Here is a 19,202-nt window from a genome sequence, read left to right on the forward strand (position 1 = left end):
AAAAAATTAATAATCCCCATAAAATGGTAGTGATACTCTTGTGAGTTCTTTAACCCCATTAGAGGCAACTAAAAATAATAAAATTGAAATAAATTGAAAGAAAATGCGTGTTTTTAAAGTTGTATAAACCAAACTTGTGTATCTGACTTAAATTTAAATCCGAATGATTTTAGTACTTCAGTTTTACCATAGGTATTACCTACAACTTTACCGAATTCAATGCCTTGAGAGTTAGCCTTTATCTCTAAATTTAAACCTAAATTGTTAAGAGCATTAATCAGATCTTCACGGCTCATTTGCTCTATCTCAGCATCAATTACTTCGCTAAAAGCTATACCACTTGTGCGATTTAACTCTTTAAAATCAGCATCTTTTGCTTCATCTATACCTGCACCCATTTCTTCAACAGTATAAATACCGAAAAATCCAAAGGCTTTTTTAAGTGCTTGACTTTCAGCAACCTTTTTAATCATAGTGTCAGGTTTATCAGCCCAAAATTTAGTAGGCATCCCATCTTTCTTTAAGCCAACATATTCATTATATGCAACTTGAACTTCAACTGGCATTCTGTAATCCTTATGCCATACTTGACATACAGCTACTAAGTCTTTAATCTCTTCCCAGCTATTATTCCTATGAATAGGAACAATTTTTAGGCTAGATTCAGTTTTAATACCATCAAACTTACCACTAGCTCTAGCCATTTTCATAAAACTATCTCTACCGCATAGTGGTTCTATTTTTTCTACCCATTTGCCATCAATTTGGGTTGCCCTTGGTATAAAAAAAATTTCTTTTTTAATAGGGTCAAGCCCCATTTTTTTAGCCACAGATAAGCAATAAGCCATATCTGTTTCATTTCCCCCTTGTGGAAAGAATTGTCTTTTTATGATGTCTAAATCAGCTTGAGAGAAGCTTATTAAATCACCATTTTGTGGTTGAGTGATTAAATTACTCATTTTTTCTCCTTTTAATTTTTTATTTAAACTTTTTTATAAGTTTAAATAAGACAAAACACAAACAAAGTAGAGAATACGCCACAATAGGGCAAAAATATCTACTACCAGCCCTTTTTTGGCTTATTTAAACTTAATTTAATGTTATGATTTTTTTTAAAAAAAGGAAGAATAAAATACAAAAGCCTTTTTGCTCACTATTTTTACTCTTTAGCTTGTGAATTCATATTAGCTTTTATCTTTGCTACTTTTTCTCTTAGTGGTCTATACGAAATTTCCTTTGTTTTGTAGTGTTTAGAAACCATATTAATTCCTAAATCTGAAATTTCATTTAGCAGTTCTTTTAACTTATTTATTTTTTCTAACCATAATCTAAGCTCATCTAGTGATACTCCAGTTTCATCAATACTTAATTTTGCTTTTAACATATCAGTTGTAATGTCAATAATTTGTAAATCACTAACCATTGTTTGAGTTTCTAAACTATTATTAATGACTATTGATGAATTAGGGAATTTGTCAATTATTTCTTTTTTTCTATCGCTTGGATTATAAACTTGTGTTTTATCGTTAACAGCCATTTTTACTCCTTAATATTAAGAAATGCAAAAAGGCTTTTGTATTTTATTACTAGCTTTTATTTCTTAGCATATAAGTGCTAATTAGCAAACCATTTTTAAGGTAGCTAGTGGAATACCTTATGTTTATAAAAACATAAAAAAATGATTTCTAAAAAATATTAAAATAATATGTCAAAATTATATTAAAAATTATTTAAATATAACTTAATCACTTAGTTTATCAATAAAATTAGAATACCACTGCATAAGAATTCGCATATCATTTAAATTATCAGCGTGATTATATGTTGCTCTTATAATATTTCTATCTTGGTGTGAAAGGCATTTTTCTATAATATCATAATGAATATTATGTTCTTTTCTATGTTCGTTACATATAGTACTGAAAATACCTCTAAAAGAATGGAATGTAATAATATTATTGTAATTTATTTTTTTTAAATAAAAACTAAATATTGCTTCAGAATAAGGTTTATCAAAGTGAGAAAAGACATATTTACGCTTAGTATAATTAAAATCAAATATTTTTATCAAAATATTTTTAGCTTGTTTTGATAATGGTAAGCTAAAATCTTTATTGTTTTTCATTTTTTCAGCTTTTATAAATATCATAGATTTATCAAAATCAATTTCAGACCATTCTAATAATAAAATATTTTTTCTTCTTAATGCTGTGTATAAAGCAAATTTAAAAGCATAATATATCATTATGTTATCTTTTTTAATATTTTTTAAAGCAGTTAAAAACAATCTTATATCATTATCTTTATTTAATATTGGATAATGGTTTATCTTTTCCTTATTAGTTATATATTTCTTTTTTAAATTAGCCATAGGATTGTTTTCACATATTAAATAACAAAAATCAAAAAATTGTTGTAAAACATAATATATTTGACTTTTTACAAACATAGTTCCTTCAAGTTTAGGATTATCAAAAATCTTTAATATGTCAAATTTAGTTATTTCACTTATGTTTTTACCCTTTAAATAACTAAAAATAAATACTTTTATAATAAGTTCTTTATTTCTAAAAGTATTTGCTCTTAATCTTTTTCTTTCATAATTTAAAAATTCATCTATCAAATAATCAAATTTTTGTTTTATACCTACATTGCTTTTAGTATCAATACTTATTTGTTTCATTAATTCTCTTGCTTGTTTTAAGGAACATTCAGGGTAATTTGCTAAAAATTTTCTTTTCACTTTTTTATCACAATCTCTATATTCATAAACAAAATATTTCCTATTCTTCTCTACTATTATATAAAGACCATTACCATCACTTCTACGGATACGCTTGTTATCCGTTTTTAAATTTTTAATAATACTTTCTGTTAGCACTTTTATTCCTTAACCTTTCATAAAAATTGTCCGTATTTTTGTCCGTTTTTGTCAGTAAATTTAAAAAAAATAATTAATTTCTACAAAAAATATATATTAAAAATATTAATTTAAAGTGATGTATTAGTTTATTTTTACAGTATTTTTCCCTTTTTTGTAATAAAAATATACTTTATCATTTCATAATAATGAAATAAATTGCTCTCATAACTTTTAATAAGCTCTTCAGTTGTAGCACTTTCAATATGAAGATTATCATTCATACCTGCATTATTAACAAGTGCATAAATTAAGCCATATTTAGCCACAATTTGCTCTACAACTACACTAATATCTTGCCATTTTGATAAATCTAATTGATAAAAGCCGTAATTTGGACAAAGTGCTTTAATTTTGCTTTCAAAATCACTATCAAGCTTAGAGCGAGATATGATAACAGGAATTGCACCTTCATTAGCTAAACACATACTAATGCCACCACCAATACCTTTTCCACCACCTGTAACAACTACAACTTTTCCTTTTAATCCTAAATCCATAATTTCTCCTTATTTAATATTTGTGTAAGATTTTTTTAAATGTATTAACATAAGCACTCCTAAGAATGCGACCAAACATAAAGCAATTAAACCTGCATAAGAACTATTAAATTGACTTTCGGCATAATTTTTTAAATTAGGTGCTACAAAACCACCAAGATTGCCTAAAGCCCCAATCAATGCTATTCCTGCTGCTGCTCCTGTGCCTTTTAAGATTTGAGTTGGTAAATTCCAAAAAATAGGCTGAATCGCTATAAAACCAACAGCTGCTAAAGATATGAATAAAATAAATAAAGCTAAAGAATTTATAAATACAGATAAAAACATACTAACAACAGCTAACAATAATAATGCAATGCTAAAAGAACTCCAAGCTCTTAATTTATCAGCATAACTTGTAATAATAGGTAGAGCGATTAATACAACAGCCCAAGGAATTGCACTAATAATTCCAACCTTTAATCCAACATTTGTCCCTAAAAAATGTGAAACTTGAGTAGGTAAATAAAATAAAACCCCATAAACACTAAGCTGGATTGCAAAATAAACTAAAACGAATTTCCATACAATAATTGATGATAAAGCTTTGCTAGAATTTAATTCTTCTTTATTATTTTGTTCTTTTTCAAGTTCAGCAATTAAAATTGCTTTTTCTTCTTCGCTTAACCATTTAGCATCTTCAGGTTTACTTGCAAGTTTAAAATAAGCATAAAAACCAACTATAACAGTAATAGCACCTTGGATAATAAACATCCATTGCCAATTTTTAAACCAAATGCTAGGTGCATAATCTAATATAGCCCCTGTAATTACGCCACCAAGCATTAGTGCAAGCGGTGCTCCTAATTGATAAAAACCATAAGCTTTTGACCTATAAATAGTAGGGAAAAAATAACTAAGATATAAAATAACCCCTGGGCTAAATCCTGCTTCGCTAAGCCCTAATAAAAATCTTAGAATATAAAAACTTGTTTCATCTTTTATGTAAATCATAGCCATACATACAAGTCCCCAAGTTATCATAATTCTACTTAGCCAAATTTTTGCCCCTAATTTATGCAATAATAAATTTGATGGAATTTCAAATATCGCATAGCCTATAAAAAATATCCCTGCACCTAAAGCATATGCAGCTTTGCTAATACCAGCGTCTATTTCTATATAATCTTTTACATAAGCAATGTTTGATCTATCTAGCATTGCTAAACAAAACATTAAAAGTATTAAAGGCATTATCTTTAAATACATTTTATTAACTATTTTTTCCATAAATCCCCCTTTATTTAAGACTTAGCAAGTTGTTGCTAGTCGCCAAACGCTAAAATCATTTTGTTTATTGATTTCTGCTTTTGTTAATTTGCCTTCACTAATTTTTACGATTAGCTCTATTAATTCATCTCTAATATCTTCTTTACTCTTATTGCCATCTACGATTTCTCCTGCGTTTAAATCAATCACATCAGCCATATTTTTCGCACAAAAATTATTTGTACTTAGCTTAATCGTTGGAGTTACAGGGCTTCCTGTTGGAGTTCCACGACCTGTAGTAAATACAACTAAATTAGCCCCACCTGCAACCATAGCACTAAGCTGCTCTATATCATTTCCTGGAGTATCCATAAATGTAAGACCTTTTTTAGTAACTGGCATTGCATAATCAATCACATCTACAACTTTGCTTGTCCCTGCTTTATAAACACAACCAAGGCTTTTTTCTTCAATAGTAGTTAGCCCACCTGCTATATTTCCTGGGCTTGGATTTGCACCACGAATGTCTGAGCCACTATTTTTTACATTTTCTTCAAAGCCATAGATTTTTTCATATATCTTTTTCTCAACTTCAGCATTAATTGCACGCCTTGCTAAGATATTTTCAGCTCCTATTAGCTCGGTTGTTTCAGCTAAAATTACAGCTCCACCATTCTCTACTACATAATCACTTAAACTTCCTAGCGATGGATTTGCACTAAGCCCACTATAAGCATCACTTCCACCACATTCAGTGCCTAGGATAATATCGCTAAAATCACCTTCACTTAATTCACATTTACTAGCATTCTCAAGCATATCTTTAACTATTTTTATGCCTTCATTTGTTGTATTTGTAATACCACCTAGCTCTTGAATACTAATTGCTCTTATATCTTTATAAGGAGCTAAACTTTTTGCTAATTCTTTAACAGAATTTGAACTAATAGTCTCACAACCAAGTCCAACTACAAGTGCTGCATATACATTAGGATTTGCACAATTTCCAGCCATTAGCATTCTTGTTTGCTCTGCATCAAAATCAAGCTGACTACATCCGTGCTGATGAGTTACATATACAGCTTCAGGACACGCTTTAGCAATGTTTTCTACGACCTTATTAGCACATACAACGCTAGGAATTATTAAGACCTTATTTCTTAAGCCAAACTTGCCATCTTCTCTTCTATAGCCTTTCAAAATTACTTTTTCGTGTTTTGAATCTTGTGCGTTTAGGTTTTTCTTATTTGCACTCTCAATGCTTAATCTTAAAGCATTTTCTAATTTTGAACTATCACAGCTATCTCCCCTACCACGAACGCCTTCGGTGTTGGTTGTATGAACCCACTCGCCTTTTTTTATATCAATACTTGCTGCTCCTATTACTTCGCCGTATTTAATAATAAAATCACCTTTTTTAATATCAGTTAAAGCGAATTTATGTCCGCTTTTAATATCATTTAATAAGGTAACTTCATTAAAAACTTCGCCTTTATTTAAATCACTTATTGCAGTTGCAACATTGTCAATTTCACTAACTTTTAAAAATCTATTTTTCATAACACACTTTCTATATTTTTAACTAATTCTTTTGCATATTCGAATTTTTCATCAAGTGCTTTTAAGGTCTCTTCGCTTAGTGGGTGAATGCTTTTGTTTGCAAAAGCAAAACCACGAGCTTTCAGTAAAAGCGCAAAGCCCATAGGAAATGATAAGCTCATTCCAAATCTAATAGCAGGTAGCAAGGCTTTTTGAAGCTTGATTGCTCTTTCGTAATTTTTCTCATTATATGCTTTATAAATCGCACTCATAGCGTCAGGGAAAACACATCCTGCACTTGTCATTGAACCTTTTGCACCCATCATTAAAGCTCCAAAATAATGCTCTTCACGACCCACAAATACATCAAAATCACTTGGCACAACATCTAAAATATGATTTAGTAGTAATGCATCTCCACTGCTATCTTTAATACCTACAATATTCGGTAATTTGCTTAATTTTTCAATTAGATTTAAGCTCATTGCAGGTGCAAAAAGTGGAATATTGTAAATATAAAGTGGGAGTTTTACTTTTGCTTGTAAGTCTTTTACATAAGTATAAAGCGTATCATCGTTAAACTTATAATAATATGGCATCATAAGTAAAAGCGCATTAGCTCCTTTTATATAAGCTTCGTTTGCAAGGTCTAAGCTCTCTTTATAAATACAACTTCCTATCCCACAAATAACAGGCACTTTATTATTTGCAGCTTTAATTGAAAGCTCTAGCATTTTTACTTTCATATCATATGGCATTGCTTGTGAATCTCCCGCACTACCATTACAAAATAAACCATCAAGTCCTTTTTCAATGCCCCATTCGCACATCTTTAAAAACTCAACTTCGTTAATACTTCCATCATCTTTATATGGTGTATATAAAGCTGGTAAAGTTCCTTTTAAAATTCCCATAATTTCTCCTTAATTTTGTATATACAAAAAAATTAAATTTTATTTTTTGTATTTAAGAAAGAATATGCAAAAAATGATAAAAATTATGAAAAATAAATTAAATAAAATTAATTTTTTTGAAAAAGTGTTACTTTTTGTAAATTAAAATTTATATTTTGTATATACGAAAGAATTTTTATTAAATTTTTCTTTTGTAAAATATATAAATTTTAAAACTAAAGGCGAAAAATGATATATTTACCTAATGAATTAAGTAAAATCAGCAAAAATGTTATAAGTTCTAATTATCTTAATCTTTGTTTATATGAAACTAGAAAAAATGATGATTATTATGAAGTATTATTTGATGATTATGCTCTTGTTTTTATAAATGATGGATATAAAATGATACATACTAAAAAGCAAGATTTTACAATTAATAAAAACGAGATTTTGTTTTTTACAAAAGGCTCATATCTAATAAAAGACTGCGTAGAAAATAACTATTATAATTCAATTATAATTTGTTTTAAAGAAAGTATTTTAATAGAACTAATTTATAAATATAAAGCCCTTTTAAATAGTAATTTTACAACCGATGAGCATATTTTTAAGCTAAATTCTAATGAATTATTAAGCTCAATTTTTACATCATTTTTACCTTGTTTTAGTTATAAAACTAATGAAGATATTTTAAAATTAAAATTTGAAGAATTATTTTTAGCCCTACTTTATAGTAAAAATAATCAAAGTTTTTTATCATTTTTAAAGACCATAATCACCAATTTTAAACTATCTTTATATCAGATATTTTCATATTGCGAACAAGATTTTCAAAGCGTAAATGATATGGCAAAAATATCTAATATGTCCTTAACTACTTTTAGCAAAAACTTCAAACAAAGTTTTGGAATTAGCCCTAAAGAATGGCTTGATAATAAAAAATTTGAAAAGGCAAAATTCTTATTAGAATTTTCAAACAAAAACATTACAGAAATATGTTTAGAAGTAGGATTTAACTCACCTGCTTGGTTTATTTCACGCTATAAAAAAAGATATAATAAAACCCCAAAACAATTTCAAAAATCAAAAAACTTATATTTTTTACATTAAAACTATTAGAAATAAAATTCTTTTTTCCTTATAATTTTTCAAAAATTATTTAAGGAGAAAAGATGAAAAAATATATTTTAAGTTTAGCATTACTTGCTAGTATGAATGCAATGGAAGTTAAAGAAATCAATGCTTTTGCTTCGCCTGAGAGTGTTGTGGCAAATAAAGATTATGTATTTGTCTCAAATGTAGGTCAAAAAATTGAGCCTTTAAACAAGGATTTAGATGGTTATATAAATATAATCTCAAAAGCTGATGATAAAATCAATGTATTTGTAAAGAATTTAAATGCTCCGAAAGGTATGAAGATTATTAACAATACACTTTATGTTGTAGATATTGATACTTTATACGGCTTTGATATAACAAGCAAAAAAGAAGTATTTAAGCTAGAAATTAAAGGCTCGGTATTTTTAAATGCAATTGAGAGCTTAGACAATGATACTCTTTTAGTAAGTGATACTGGCACTTATACGATTTTTGAAATCAATTTAAAAGATAAAAACTATAAAACTTTTATGAATATTGACAAAAGTTATGGTGGTCCTAATGGCTTATTAATTGATAAAAATTCTTTATATGTTGTAGGGTATGATCCTAGTGAAAAAGATGGCGGAGCTATTTTAAAAATTGATTTAGCTAGTAAAAATGTAGAAAAACTAAGTGATAATTTAGAGCAATTTGATGGAATTGTTAAAATTAATGATGATATTTTAGTATCTAGCTGGGGTAAAGAGCTAAATGGTTATATTTATAAACTTAATCAAAATAAATTAGAAAAACTAGATTTAAAAGCACTTAAAGGACCTGCTGATATGTTTTATGATAACTCTACAAACACACTTTTAGTGCCTGAAATGGCTAATAATTCTTTATTAAAAATCAAATTATAATTAGAATTTACTATGAGAAAATCTCTCATAGTAAATTAATAAAAATAGTTTAGATATTTTTTAAAGCCATAACTAATTGAATTCTATTTTTTACTCCAACTTTTTGATATATGCTAGATGAAATGGATTTTATAGTTCTTTCACTTAAATTTAACATCTCAGCTATTGATGAATTACTCAACCCGTCTTTTATGTAATTAGCAACTATTTTTTCTCTTTCATCTAAAACATTAAAAATTGCAAAATTATCTTGTTTATAACTTTGATTTATTAAATTTACCATATTAGCAACTATGTCAGGTAGTAACCATACACCACCATTTTTAATACAATTTATAGCATCAACAAAATGTATTTTTTGCATTCTCGCATTTGCATATCCTCTAGCGCCTTTATTTAAAAAATTATGTGCTTCAACAAAATTTGGGTTTTTAGATAATACTAAGCATTTAAAATTATTTAAAGCCAATTCCTCTAAATCATCTATATTATCACATATAACAACATCTATTGATTTAAATTTATTAATTATTACTCCATTATATTCAGTAAAATATATATTAAAATCGCTTAAAATTTCCTCTAGATAATTCTTAATTTCCCTATCTTTTATATTAATTGCAATCTTCATTATCTCTCCCTTAAAGCATTTTGTTTAGTTTTAAATATAGGCTTTAATAAATAGTCTAGTATTGTTTTTTTGCCAGTAACAATATCAGCATTTACTATCATGCCCACTTTAATATTTAAAGGTTTTTCATCTGTTCCTAAGTGATTTTTGTCTGTTATAATCCTTACTAAATAAAAACTCTCTCCTTTATCATTAGTTTCGGTATCAGCACTAATTTGCATAACCTTTCCCTCAAGTCCGCCATAAATACTAAAATCATAAGCACTTACTTTAATAATAGCTCTTAAACCTTCTCTTAAAAATGCCACATCAGCAGGTTTAACCTTAACTTCAGCTATTAATTTATCGTCAAGTGGAACTATTTCAGCTATATTTTCACCTGGCTTAATTACTCCTGAAACAGTATGAACATTAAGCTTTGAAACTATACCATTTACAGGGCTTTTTACTAAAGTTCTATCAACCCTATCATCAAGACCTATTTGACTTTTATTAATTCTAGCAATTTCAGCATTTGTTTCGTTTAATTCTTTTTTAGAATCATTTTTAAAACCTAAAGTAATTTCTTTCAAAGCTGCTTCAGCCTTTGGTAATGATAATCTAGCTTGTGATAAATCACCTCTTACATCATTTAATTGTCTACTAACTTGTAAATATTCTACTTCGCTAACACTACCTTTTTTATATAAATTATATGTTAAATCATTTTGTTTAGAGATTAAGTTGTAACTAGTACCTAAATGTGCTATTCTTGATTTTAATTCTTTAACTTCACTTTCTTTTTGAGATATTTTCTCTCTTAATTGTGCTATATTACTCTTATATAAACTTTCTTCATTTTTGAGTGTAGCTGGAAAAATTTTATTAAGCTCATCTTCAGTTAGTATACTTGTATCAAAATTAGTATCATTAGCTTGTGCATTTAATCTTATTTTCTTTGCTAATAACTCACTAATTTTCACTTCACTCTCGCCTAAAGAACTCTCAAAACTTTTATTATCAATCTTAAGCAATACTTGACCTTTTTTTACAACATCACCTTCTCTTACTAATAATTCTTGAACAATACCACCTTCTAAATTTTGAACAACTTGATTTTGACCGCTTGGCACTACCTTACCTTGTCCTCTAGTAATCTCATCAATATCAGCAAAACCCATCCAGCATATAATTCCAATTACGCAAATTAATATTATATATAACATTGTCTTAGTTTTTTGAGAACTTTTTGCTAAAACTGCTTGAGATAAACTATTCATATAATTTAAATCATCTTGAGTATATTTTTGTTTCATTTTACTGCTCCAAGCTGTTTTAATACTTCATCTTTTTTTCCATCCATAACTATTTTCGAATTATCTATTACAATTATTCTATCAACCAACTTTAATAATGATTGTTTATGAGTTATAACAATTAAAGTTTTATTTTCACAAGCATTCTTAAGATTATTTATTATCTTATTTTCTGTTTGCGTATCTATTTGATTAGTAGGTTCATCAAGCAACATAATAGGCGTATTAGTTATAAATGCTCTAGCTATAGCAATAGCCTGTCTTTGACCACCGCTAATACCTTCCCCACGCTCATAAACTGGCATATCAAATCCTAATGGATGTAAATTTACAAATTCATTAACACATGCAATATTAGAAGCGCTAATTATCTCTTCATCACTCACATACGGTGCTTTAAAAATAATATTATCTCTTAGAGTTCCTTTAAAAAGCATAATATCTTGTGAAACATAACCTATATGCTCTCTTAAATCCACTGGGTCAATTTGTTCTGTGTCAATACCATCAATATGAATACTACCACTACTAGGCTCATAAAGTCCCATAATTAATTTTTCAATAGTTGTCTTTCCACTACCATTTTTACCTATTATTGCAACTTTTTCTCCTGGCTCTATTTTAAATGACACACCTGATAAAGATTCTTTTTTTGCATCTGGATAAGAAAAATGTACATTTTTAAATTCAATACCACCTAAAAATGCATTACGCCTTACAAATTTTCTACCATTTTCACGCTCAACAGGTAAATTCATGATATCATCTAAACTCTTATAGGCTGTTTTAGTTTGTTCATAATTTGATATTAAAGAAGCTACCTGACCCATAGGTGCTATAGCACGAGAACTAAGAATCACGCTAGCAATAAGCCCACCCATACTAAGCTCCATATCCTTAATCATATAAACACCCATAGCTATTATCGCAACTGTATTAAATTGAACTAAGAATCCTGTAACCATAGGAATTGAACTTGATAAAATTTTACTTTTTATACTTTTATTTGCTATTTCACCAGTAGCTTCTTCGTATATCCATTGTGAAGATGATGCTGCACTAAGTGTTTTAATAGTTTCTAAGGTATTAAGACTTTCAATTAATACACCATTTTTATAAGCACTTGCTTCGTATGTACTCTCAATTGATTTTTGTAAAGGCTTTCTAATTGAAAAAGTATATGCTAAAATCAAAAACATAACTACAATAGGCACTATTACTAAATGCCCTGCTAAAAAATAAATAGTAATTAGAAAAATTACACAAAATGGTAAATCTACTATAGCGGCTATACTAGCACTTGCAAAGAAGCTTTTTAATGTATCAAATTCCTTTAAATTTTGAGCAAAAGAACCAACACTTTTCGGTCTAGCACTAAGTTTAATATCTAAAACTCTTTCATAAATGATAGAACTCATAATAATATCACTTTTTTTAGAAGCTGTTTCTAAAAAATACGCTCTTACTAATTTTATTACCAAATCAATAATATAAACAACTAATACACCTAAAGCTAATACCCATAAAGTTTCAATAGCATTATTAGGAACCACTCTATCATACACATTCATAGTAAAAAGTGGTCCAGCTAATACAAATAAATTTATAATCAAAGATGCTAATAAAACATCTATATAAATAGGCTTGCTCTTTTTAAGAGTATCCCAAAACCAATGCTCATTAGGATTATTTTTAAGATTGTTTATTTCATTTTTAATTACAAATTCTTTTTTTAAATAAAAAGCATAACCTAAATATTCTTCTTCAATATCTTTAACATCAACTAATGTAGCAGCACCATCAAAACCTGGAAAAATTATGCTTAACTTATCATCATGAAAACCTTGTAATATACAAGCTTTTTGATTTTTTAATACTAAAATACAAGGTAAAACTAAATTTGGTATATCTTTTAATTCCTTTTTTACTAAAGTACTAGCAAAACCTGCCCTTTTTGCAGCTCTACTAAATAAAGATTTTTTACTATTTTTAGAAAAAAGCTCTATTCCTCCTAAATTTTTATCATACGGCAAACCAGCCGTTAATGCATCGGCACTATAAGGATTGTTATAAAGCTTAGTTAAAATTACTAAGCAATCTAATAATTCATCTGTTTTGGTATTATTCATTTATTTATCCCTGTCTAATTTCACTTAAAAATCTACCTTGAACTAAATTAATATTTAGTTTCTTAACTTTTTGTAAAGTCTCATCATTTTCTATACCTATTACAATTATATTAACGCCTTTTGAATTTAATATAATATCTAATGAATCTTTAGCTCTACTAGTATTAGCATCTTCTAATAAATCTAATAATAAATTACTTTGTATTTTTATATAACTTACATTTAATTCATTTAAAATATTTAAATTTTCCTTATTTAAAGCAAAATGGTCTAATCCTAAAATTATATTATAAGGTCTAATAAATTTAGCAAATGATAATAAACTTCTAAAATCTAAGTCTTTATTCATAGGTAATTCTAAATATATTTTATTGTCGTGCTTAATTTTAAATATCTTTTCTAATTCAGCATAATTTTCTTCTTTTATTATTTCATTTGAAATATTAATTGATATATCTTTACCAAAATTACTAGTTATAGCTTTATTTAAAACATATAAATCTAATTTTTTACCTAAATTAAGCTCATTTACCATAGGCATAAAATACCCTGCACTTTTTAATTCACCATTATAATTTAACCTAAGATATAATTCACTATGATAAACTTCATCATTATTTAAAACATCTTGCATAGCAAAACAAAATTCATCTTTTTCAATAGCATTATTAATAAAATCTCTATATTGTTCTTTTCCAAGGACTAAACTAGCATTACTATCTGATTTATTCAAAGAAAAATTCTTTTTATTTTTAATTAGAAGCAAGTCTAATTCCGATAAAATTTCGTTCATTTTCTTATTTTCATAAGAGCTTATAGATGAAATAATACTAAATTCATTACTATCTATATCATATTCTTTAAATAATAATTCTAAATCAATTAAAATTTTATAACATGAATTTTCAAACTCTTGTGATTTTTCACCTAATATAATAAAATCATTTTCATTTAATGAAAATATACATTCATTATCAAAAACATGATTATTTGTTTTTAATAATTCAGCAATTTTTTGTAGAAACTCTAATGATTTATTAAAACCTAACAACTTTTTAAAATTATAAGTTTCTTTTATGCTTAACAAAAAGCAATATCCCGAAGAACGTTCTTCTGTATTTAATAATTCAGTAAATTTATTAACAAAATATCTACGATTTAATAATTTAGTTCTTTCATCTTTATATAATAATTCATTATATTTATCTAATGTTTCACTTTCTTTTTCAAAAATATCCTTAACTTTACCAACCATAGAGTTCATAGCCATAACCATCTTTTTAATCTCTTGAGTGAAAGGTAATTTATTTTGTATAATAAATTGATGTTCTAATATAGCTTCTGCTTGTTCTCTTACTTTATTTAATGGCGCTAAAATAGTTTTTAAAGCAAAATAAATAATAACCATTGATAAAACACAAATAATAAATAAATTTATAAATAAAACTTTTAATGTAGTATATAATTGCGAGTATGCAAATACAGGACTAATTTGTACATAAACAGTCCCTACTTTATTCCAAGTAATAATTTCAAATGATGATTCAGGTGGAACTATATCAACAAGTTTTACAAACCAATCACTAATTCCAAAATAATCATCTTCTTGATAAGCTTCATAAACAACATTATCATTTACATCTTTAAAACTTATTCTTTTATAAAATCCACTATTAAATATACTATCTATCATTAATGAAACAGCCTCTTTATCAACTATATCACCAACATTACTTTCTGTATTATTACTAATAATATTAGTTTGTTTAATATCTTCTGATGTATTATTTTGATTATTTTCTTGAGCAACAATATCTTGAAGTGTTTGCTCATCGCTAATATCACTTTGAATAGGTTTTTTTAAATTAGTAGATATTGCTAATCCTAAAGATGTAGCTGTATGTTTAGCATTAACACTTAATTGATCTTGTATAAATTCATTAGTAGTTGAATAATTTTTAACACCCACAATAGCTAAAATTATTAATATAAAAACAATAGCTCCAAACATAATCTGTTTAAACAATGTCATAAGTCACCCTTTTTTAATTTTTCTAAATAATCTGACCAATCTTTAGTATATTTAGACGATTTAGCTGATAATTTACCACTTGATGCCTGTTTAGTTAAAAACAAATCTTTAGCATTAAATGTTAATACTGGCTTTAAATCATTCCTTTGATTAGCTCGTTTAATAGTCGTTGTATTACTATCTAAAATAAATGGTATATCACCTGGTTTTTCATAATAAGATAAAACCATATGAGAAATCCACTTTCCACCGAAATTTGCATATACATAGGTAAAAAATAATTTATTTTCACTAACACCTAAATTTAATAATGTTAAATACTTGGCAATAACAAAATCTTCACAATCGCCACGACCCTTGCCTAAAGATTCAAATCTATTAGCCCAATAATCTGTTTTTCCCCAAGTATCTTTATCATCTGCCCACCTTAAAATACTAGGATTATTAAAAAACTCATTAACTTTAACAAGTTTTACAGCCTCATTTTGTCCGCTTAAATCACTTATTAATTTATCTAATTTTTCTAGTTTTTTAACACCACTATCACCATAAGTGGAAGCCATACGCTTATATGTTTCTGATTTAATAAACGAAGAGCTAAATAAAGTAATACTAAAAATAAGAGCGACAAAAATCACTCTTATAAAAATACTATTATTCATATTTTCCTAAATTATTTTACATCATCTACTGAGCATGCAAAACTTATAAATTGTTTAGCATAGCCATTTACAAAACTCTCTGAAATAATACCCATATTATTTAACATTTTATATTCTGTTAATAGAATATTATTTTTATTATTTATTAATTCTCTAACAGCTGTAAAATACTCACTTTGAGCATCTAAAACATTAATCAAATCTCTTTTACCTATTTTAAATTCATCTTGGTATGTTAGCAACGTAGACTTAGCATAATCAACATAATCATTTAAATAATTTATTTTATCTTTACTAATATTGTATGAATTAAATGCAAATTCATTACTTTCTTCTAATTCTCTTAAAATAGAACTATGATCTAATTGACTTGATAATATATCAATCTTACCTTTTTCTACATTTAATTTATCATGTCCTTTATTAAATAAATTATATGAAAATCTTAAAAATGCTCCAGTTTCAGTATTTGTTGTTTTATCTTTAAATACTTTATCTTTTTCATATTTAGCACTTAGTTCTAAATCTAACTTAGGCAAATAATTACCCTTATTTACCTTATTTTTATACTCATATACATTTATATTTTCAGCTTTAACTTTTATGCTTGGATTACATCTTTTACTAATTTCATTTAATTCTTCTAAACTTGCTGGAATTTTACCTTTAAATTCAGGCATTACTAAAGAATTTATATCAACATTATTGCCAAATAATCTTTTAAATTTACTATTAGCATCTTCATAATCATTTGTAGCTGATAATAAATTATTTTTTGCTAATGCCAAACGGCTTCCAGCTTGTCTTTCTTCACTAGCTCTGGCAAAACCTGAACTTGTTCTATCTTTAATAAGAGAATAAATTTCCTCATGTGCTTCAACATTTCTATTAGCTATATCTAAAAGCAATTTTGTTCTAATTAATTCTAAATACGCTCTAGTACTTTCATACGCAACTTCATTAGAATTTTGAATTAATTTATAAGCGGTTGAATTTGTGATATGATTTTGCTCTTTTTTACCATTCATATCCTTGCCACCATTAAATAAATTCTCAGTTAAAACTATTGATGCATCATATTGCAAACCTTTCCCACTATTTTTAGAATCCGTATGAGTTTTAGTTGTTTTCTTAACTATTCCAGCATTAGCATATAAATTTAACATAGGATAATATACAGCACTAGCTATATCTAAATCTTTTAAAGATTTTAAATATTCTTGTTTACTTGAATTTACAGTAGGGTTAGTATCAAAAATATTTGAAATCATTTTATTTAAAGTAATTGATTTTTCATTTAATTCATTATTAAATTCTGGTATGTCTAAACTATTTTCACTTTTAGCAGCAAGACTATCTAGTAAACTTCCTGTTGAATCATCAGATTGTAGTGTATCTAATTGTGAATTTTCAACACTTTGAATCTCTTTTTTAGGTGCTACAGGTTCTTCATTTATAATTTCAGTTTTTGCAACACTTTTACCACCTTTTCTACTAGTAATATAAGCATCTTTATAACTACTATTATCACGAATATAATCTCTATATTCTATAGCTTTACTCATTGAAACATCATTAGTTTCAATAACAACAGTATGATAAAGACTATTAGCTGGATTCACTGGATTAGATGGTCTTGCTTTTACGATTAATTCATTAGCATATTTGCTTTCGTTTACTATTTTTTCAACATCAGCTTTTATTTTATTTAACATATTATAATCTTCTGCCTTAGAACTAGAGACAAAAATATTATACTCTGAAGCTTGTAAGCAAGAAGCTGCTATTACTGACATAAGTAAGATTTTTTTCATAAATTTTCCTTAACAATTATAATTTTTTGCGCTTTATTATATTTTTTTAACTTAATATAAACATAAAAAATCAAATTTTTTTAATAAAAAATTGATTTTTTTAATATTTATTAATATTTTAATAATTAATTACTAATTACAAAATCTCTAACAATTCTAATATCGGCTACCTCCTTTAAAATACCAGTAGTTTCAACCGATATTCTAGCCACTACTGTATCAATATCAAAAGCTAATAATTTATCTGTCTTGTTCCAACCACTTGATGGTGCAGGAGTTGACATATATCTTATAACTACCTCAAATTGTGGATTTTTTTCATCTGGAAAATAATATGTCTCATCAATATTACTTATATTAAGACCTAAAATATTTTTATATGTTGCACCATTAATTCTTTTATCAGAATCGGTATCAGACTTACTTTGCAATACCCTAACTGTAGCTAATGTCTTTGCACCCTCATAAACCATCTCGGCTTGTTCTTTTATATAGCTTCTTGTTGCAAATGACACAGTAGATTGACTTGTCTTAACAGTCATAACACAAATAACACCAACAATAATTATAAAAATAATAGCAGTAATCATTGAAAAAGCTTGTTTTTTCATATTATCACTCCTGTTTTGCATACTCTAATTGTAGTGCTTTTGTGTATGAAACTACCTGGAAGCCCAGCTCTTTCTAAACACAAATTTATTCTTGTAACACCACTATCATTATAAATAGCGAAATCACTAATTTCATCAACTAAGATAGATTTTGTTTTACCTATTGAAGAAAAATTAGTCTTTTCTCTAGTGCTCCAATCATAGCTATAAAATTCTAATTTTTTATCTTTATAAACTAAACCTTCAATTTTATCAACCAAAACATAAGCATTACTCATAGAAAAATTCTTCTTACTTAAGTCAAAATATATTATTCCTTTTTCTAAGTTATATAAATCATTTTCCATAAATGCCGTTGAATTTGCTATATTATCACCTAAGAAATATATACCATAATTTCCAGTTATATTATAATTATATTCAACAGGACTTGCAGCTGATTTAATATCGCAATCACTGCCTGTAAAACATGAAAATTGACCTGCTACTTTGTAACAATTTGTATTTAATACTTTATTAACAACACATTTCGTTTGATTAATACCATCCCATTTACCAAGTCTTTTATCCTTAATAGCAATTCTAGCCCATTCAAAAATTTTAAAATTACCTACAGTTACTGAATTCTTAGCAATAGTTTCGCTAGTATTAAATACAAATTTACAATTTGTAGTAGCACTACAATCTGAATCTTCTTCTCTTTTAAGTCTATAACTATTCTTAACACCATTGTTTAGATGAACACTTATAAAATCCATAGCTACTTGCGATTTAATCTCAAGCTCATTTAAAGCTCTACTTCTTTGCTCATTATCATAAGAAAATTTAACAATATTAATAGCAACTCCTGATACTATACCAAGAACTACTATAACCATCACTAATTCTATCATAGTAAATGCTTTTTTCATATCTACCTCAT

The 19,202-nt window shown here is 26.9% G+C and carries 17 protein-coding genes and 1 pseudogene; 2 read left to right on the forward strand and 16 right to left on the reverse strand.

Annotated elements, in window-relative coordinates; genetic code table 11:
• Positions 1-113: 113 nt before the first annotated feature.
• From bet to NY022_RS03880, 8 genes and pseudogenes are all read right to left on the reverse strand, one after another.
• Positions 114-959, reverse strand: coding sequence for a phage recombination protein Bet (gene bet / locus NY022_RS03845; protein WP_267523665.1), 846 nt, complete (start codon positions 957-959; stop codon positions 114-116).
• A 200-nt stretch (positions 960-1,159) separates the two neighbouring features.
• Positions 1,160-1,537: a hypothetical protein gene (locus tag NY022_RS03850; RefSeq protein ID WP_267523667.1), complete on the reverse strand. Its 378-nt coding sequence runs from the start codon at positions 1,535-1,537 to the stop codon at positions 1,160-1,162.
• A gap of 204 nt (positions 1,538-1,741) precedes the next feature.
• Entirely contained in the window at positions 1,742-2,881 is a 1,140-nt protein-coding gene (locus NY022_RS03855; RefSeq protein ID WP_267523669.1) for a tyrosine-type recombinase/integrase, read from the reverse strand.
• Positions 2,882-3,015: 134 nt separating this feature from the next.
• Positions 3,016-3,420: an SDR family NAD(P)-dependent oxidoreductase gene (locus NY022_RS03860; protein WP_267523671.1), complete on the reverse strand. Its 405-nt coding sequence runs from the start codon at positions 3,418-3,420 to the stop codon at positions 3,016-3,018.
• Between the two features lie 9 nt (positions 3,421-3,429).
• Complete coding sequence (locus NY022_RS03865) at positions 3,430-4,689, reverse strand: MFS transporter (protein ID WP_267523673.1); 1,260 nt, start codon at positions 4,687-4,689, stop codon at positions 3,430-3,432.
• Between the two features lie 21 nt (positions 4,690-4,710).
• Positions 4,711-5,871, reverse strand: coding sequence for a UxaA family hydrolase (locus NY022_RS03870; protein WP_336607079.1), 1,161 nt, complete (start codon positions 5,869-5,871; stop codon positions 4,711-4,713).
• Between the two features lie 99 nt (positions 5,872-5,970).
• A pseudogene (locus NY022_RS03875) lies at positions 5,971-6,228 on the reverse strand (UxaA family hydrolase); the annotation flags it as partial.
• Positions 6,225-7,121, reverse strand: a complete 897-nt coding sequence (locus tag NY022_RS03880) for a dihydrodipicolinate synthase family protein (RefSeq protein WP_267523675.1) — start codon at positions 7,119-7,121, stop codon at positions 6,225-6,227. The gene NY022_RS03880 and the pseudogene NY022_RS03875, both read right to left, overlap by 4 nt.
• 228 nt (positions 7,122-7,349) lie before the next feature.
• On the opposite strand from NY022_RS03880, the gene NY022_RS03885 reads away from it, so the two are divergent.
• On the forward strand, positions 7,350-8,213 hold the full coding sequence (locus tag NY022_RS03885) for a helix-turn-helix domain-containing protein (protein ID WP_239803594.1): 864 nt from the start codon (positions 7,350-7,352) through the stop codon (positions 8,211-8,213).
• Positions 8,214-8,275: 62 nt separating this feature from the next.
• On the forward strand, positions 8,276-9,106 hold the full coding sequence (locus NY022_RS03890; protein WP_214120273.1) for an ATP-binding protein: 831 nt from the start codon (positions 8,276-8,278) through the stop codon (positions 9,104-9,106).
• A gap of 49 nt (positions 9,107-9,155) precedes the next feature.
• Here NY022_RS03890 and NY022_RS03895 read toward each other — a convergent pair whose 3' ends face one another.
• From NY022_RS03895 to NY022_RS03930, 8 genes are all read right to left on the reverse strand, one after another.
• Positions 9,156-9,737, reverse strand: coding sequence for a response regulator transcription factor (locus NY022_RS03895; RefSeq protein WP_267523678.1), 582 nt, complete (start codon positions 9,735-9,737; stop codon positions 9,156-9,158).
• A complete protein-coding gene (locus NY022_RS03900) occupies positions 9,737-11,032 on the reverse strand; it encodes an HlyD family type I secretion periplasmic adaptor subunit (RefSeq protein ID WP_267523681.1) in 1,296 nt (431 codons plus the stop codon). Before NY022_RS03900 ends, NY022_RS03895 begins: the two co-directional genes overlap by 1 nt.
• Positions 11,029-13,161, reverse strand: coding sequence for a type I secretion system permease/ATPase (locus NY022_RS03905; RefSeq protein ID WP_267523683.1), 2,133 nt, complete (start codon positions 13,159-13,161; stop codon positions 11,029-11,031). The genes NY022_RS03900 and NY022_RS03905 overlap by 4 nt, the downstream gene beginning before the upstream one ends.
• 4 nt (positions 13,162-13,165) lie before the next feature.
• Positions 13,166-15,193 carry an EAL domain-containing protein gene (locus NY022_RS03910; RefSeq protein ID WP_267523685.1) on the reverse strand — a complete coding sequence of 676 codons (2,028 nt, stop codon included), beginning with the start codon at positions 15,191-15,193 and terminating at the stop codon, positions 13,166-13,168.
• A complete protein-coding gene (locus NY022_RS03915; RefSeq protein WP_267523687.1) occupies positions 15,190-15,855 on the reverse strand; it encodes a transglutaminase-like cysteine peptidase in 666 nt (221 codons plus the stop codon). Before NY022_RS03915 ends, NY022_RS03910 begins: the two co-directional genes overlap by 4 nt.
• An 11-nt stretch (positions 15,856-15,866) precedes the next feature.
• Positions 15,867-17,669, reverse strand: coding sequence for a TolC family protein (locus tag NY022_RS03920; protein ID WP_267523689.1), 1,803 nt, complete (start codon positions 17,667-17,669; stop codon positions 15,867-15,869).
• Between the two features lie 125 nt (positions 17,670-17,794).
• Positions 17,795-18,280: a hypothetical protein gene (locus tag NY022_RS03925; protein WP_267523691.1), complete on the reverse strand. Its 486-nt coding sequence runs from the start codon at positions 18,278-18,280 to the stop codon at positions 17,795-17,797.
• Positions 18,277-19,191, reverse strand: coding sequence for a type II secretion system protein (locus NY022_RS03930; protein ID WP_267523693.1), 915 nt, complete (start codon positions 19,189-19,191; stop codon positions 18,277-18,279). The genes NY022_RS03925 and NY022_RS03930 overlap by 4 nt, the downstream gene beginning before the upstream one ends.
• Positions 19,192-19,202: the final 11 nt, after the last annotated feature.

The sequence above is a fragment of the Campylobacter sp. MG1 genome (assembly GCF_026616895.1).
Lineage (GTDB): Bacteria > Campylobacterota > Campylobacteria > Campylobacterales > Campylobacteraceae > Campylobacter_E.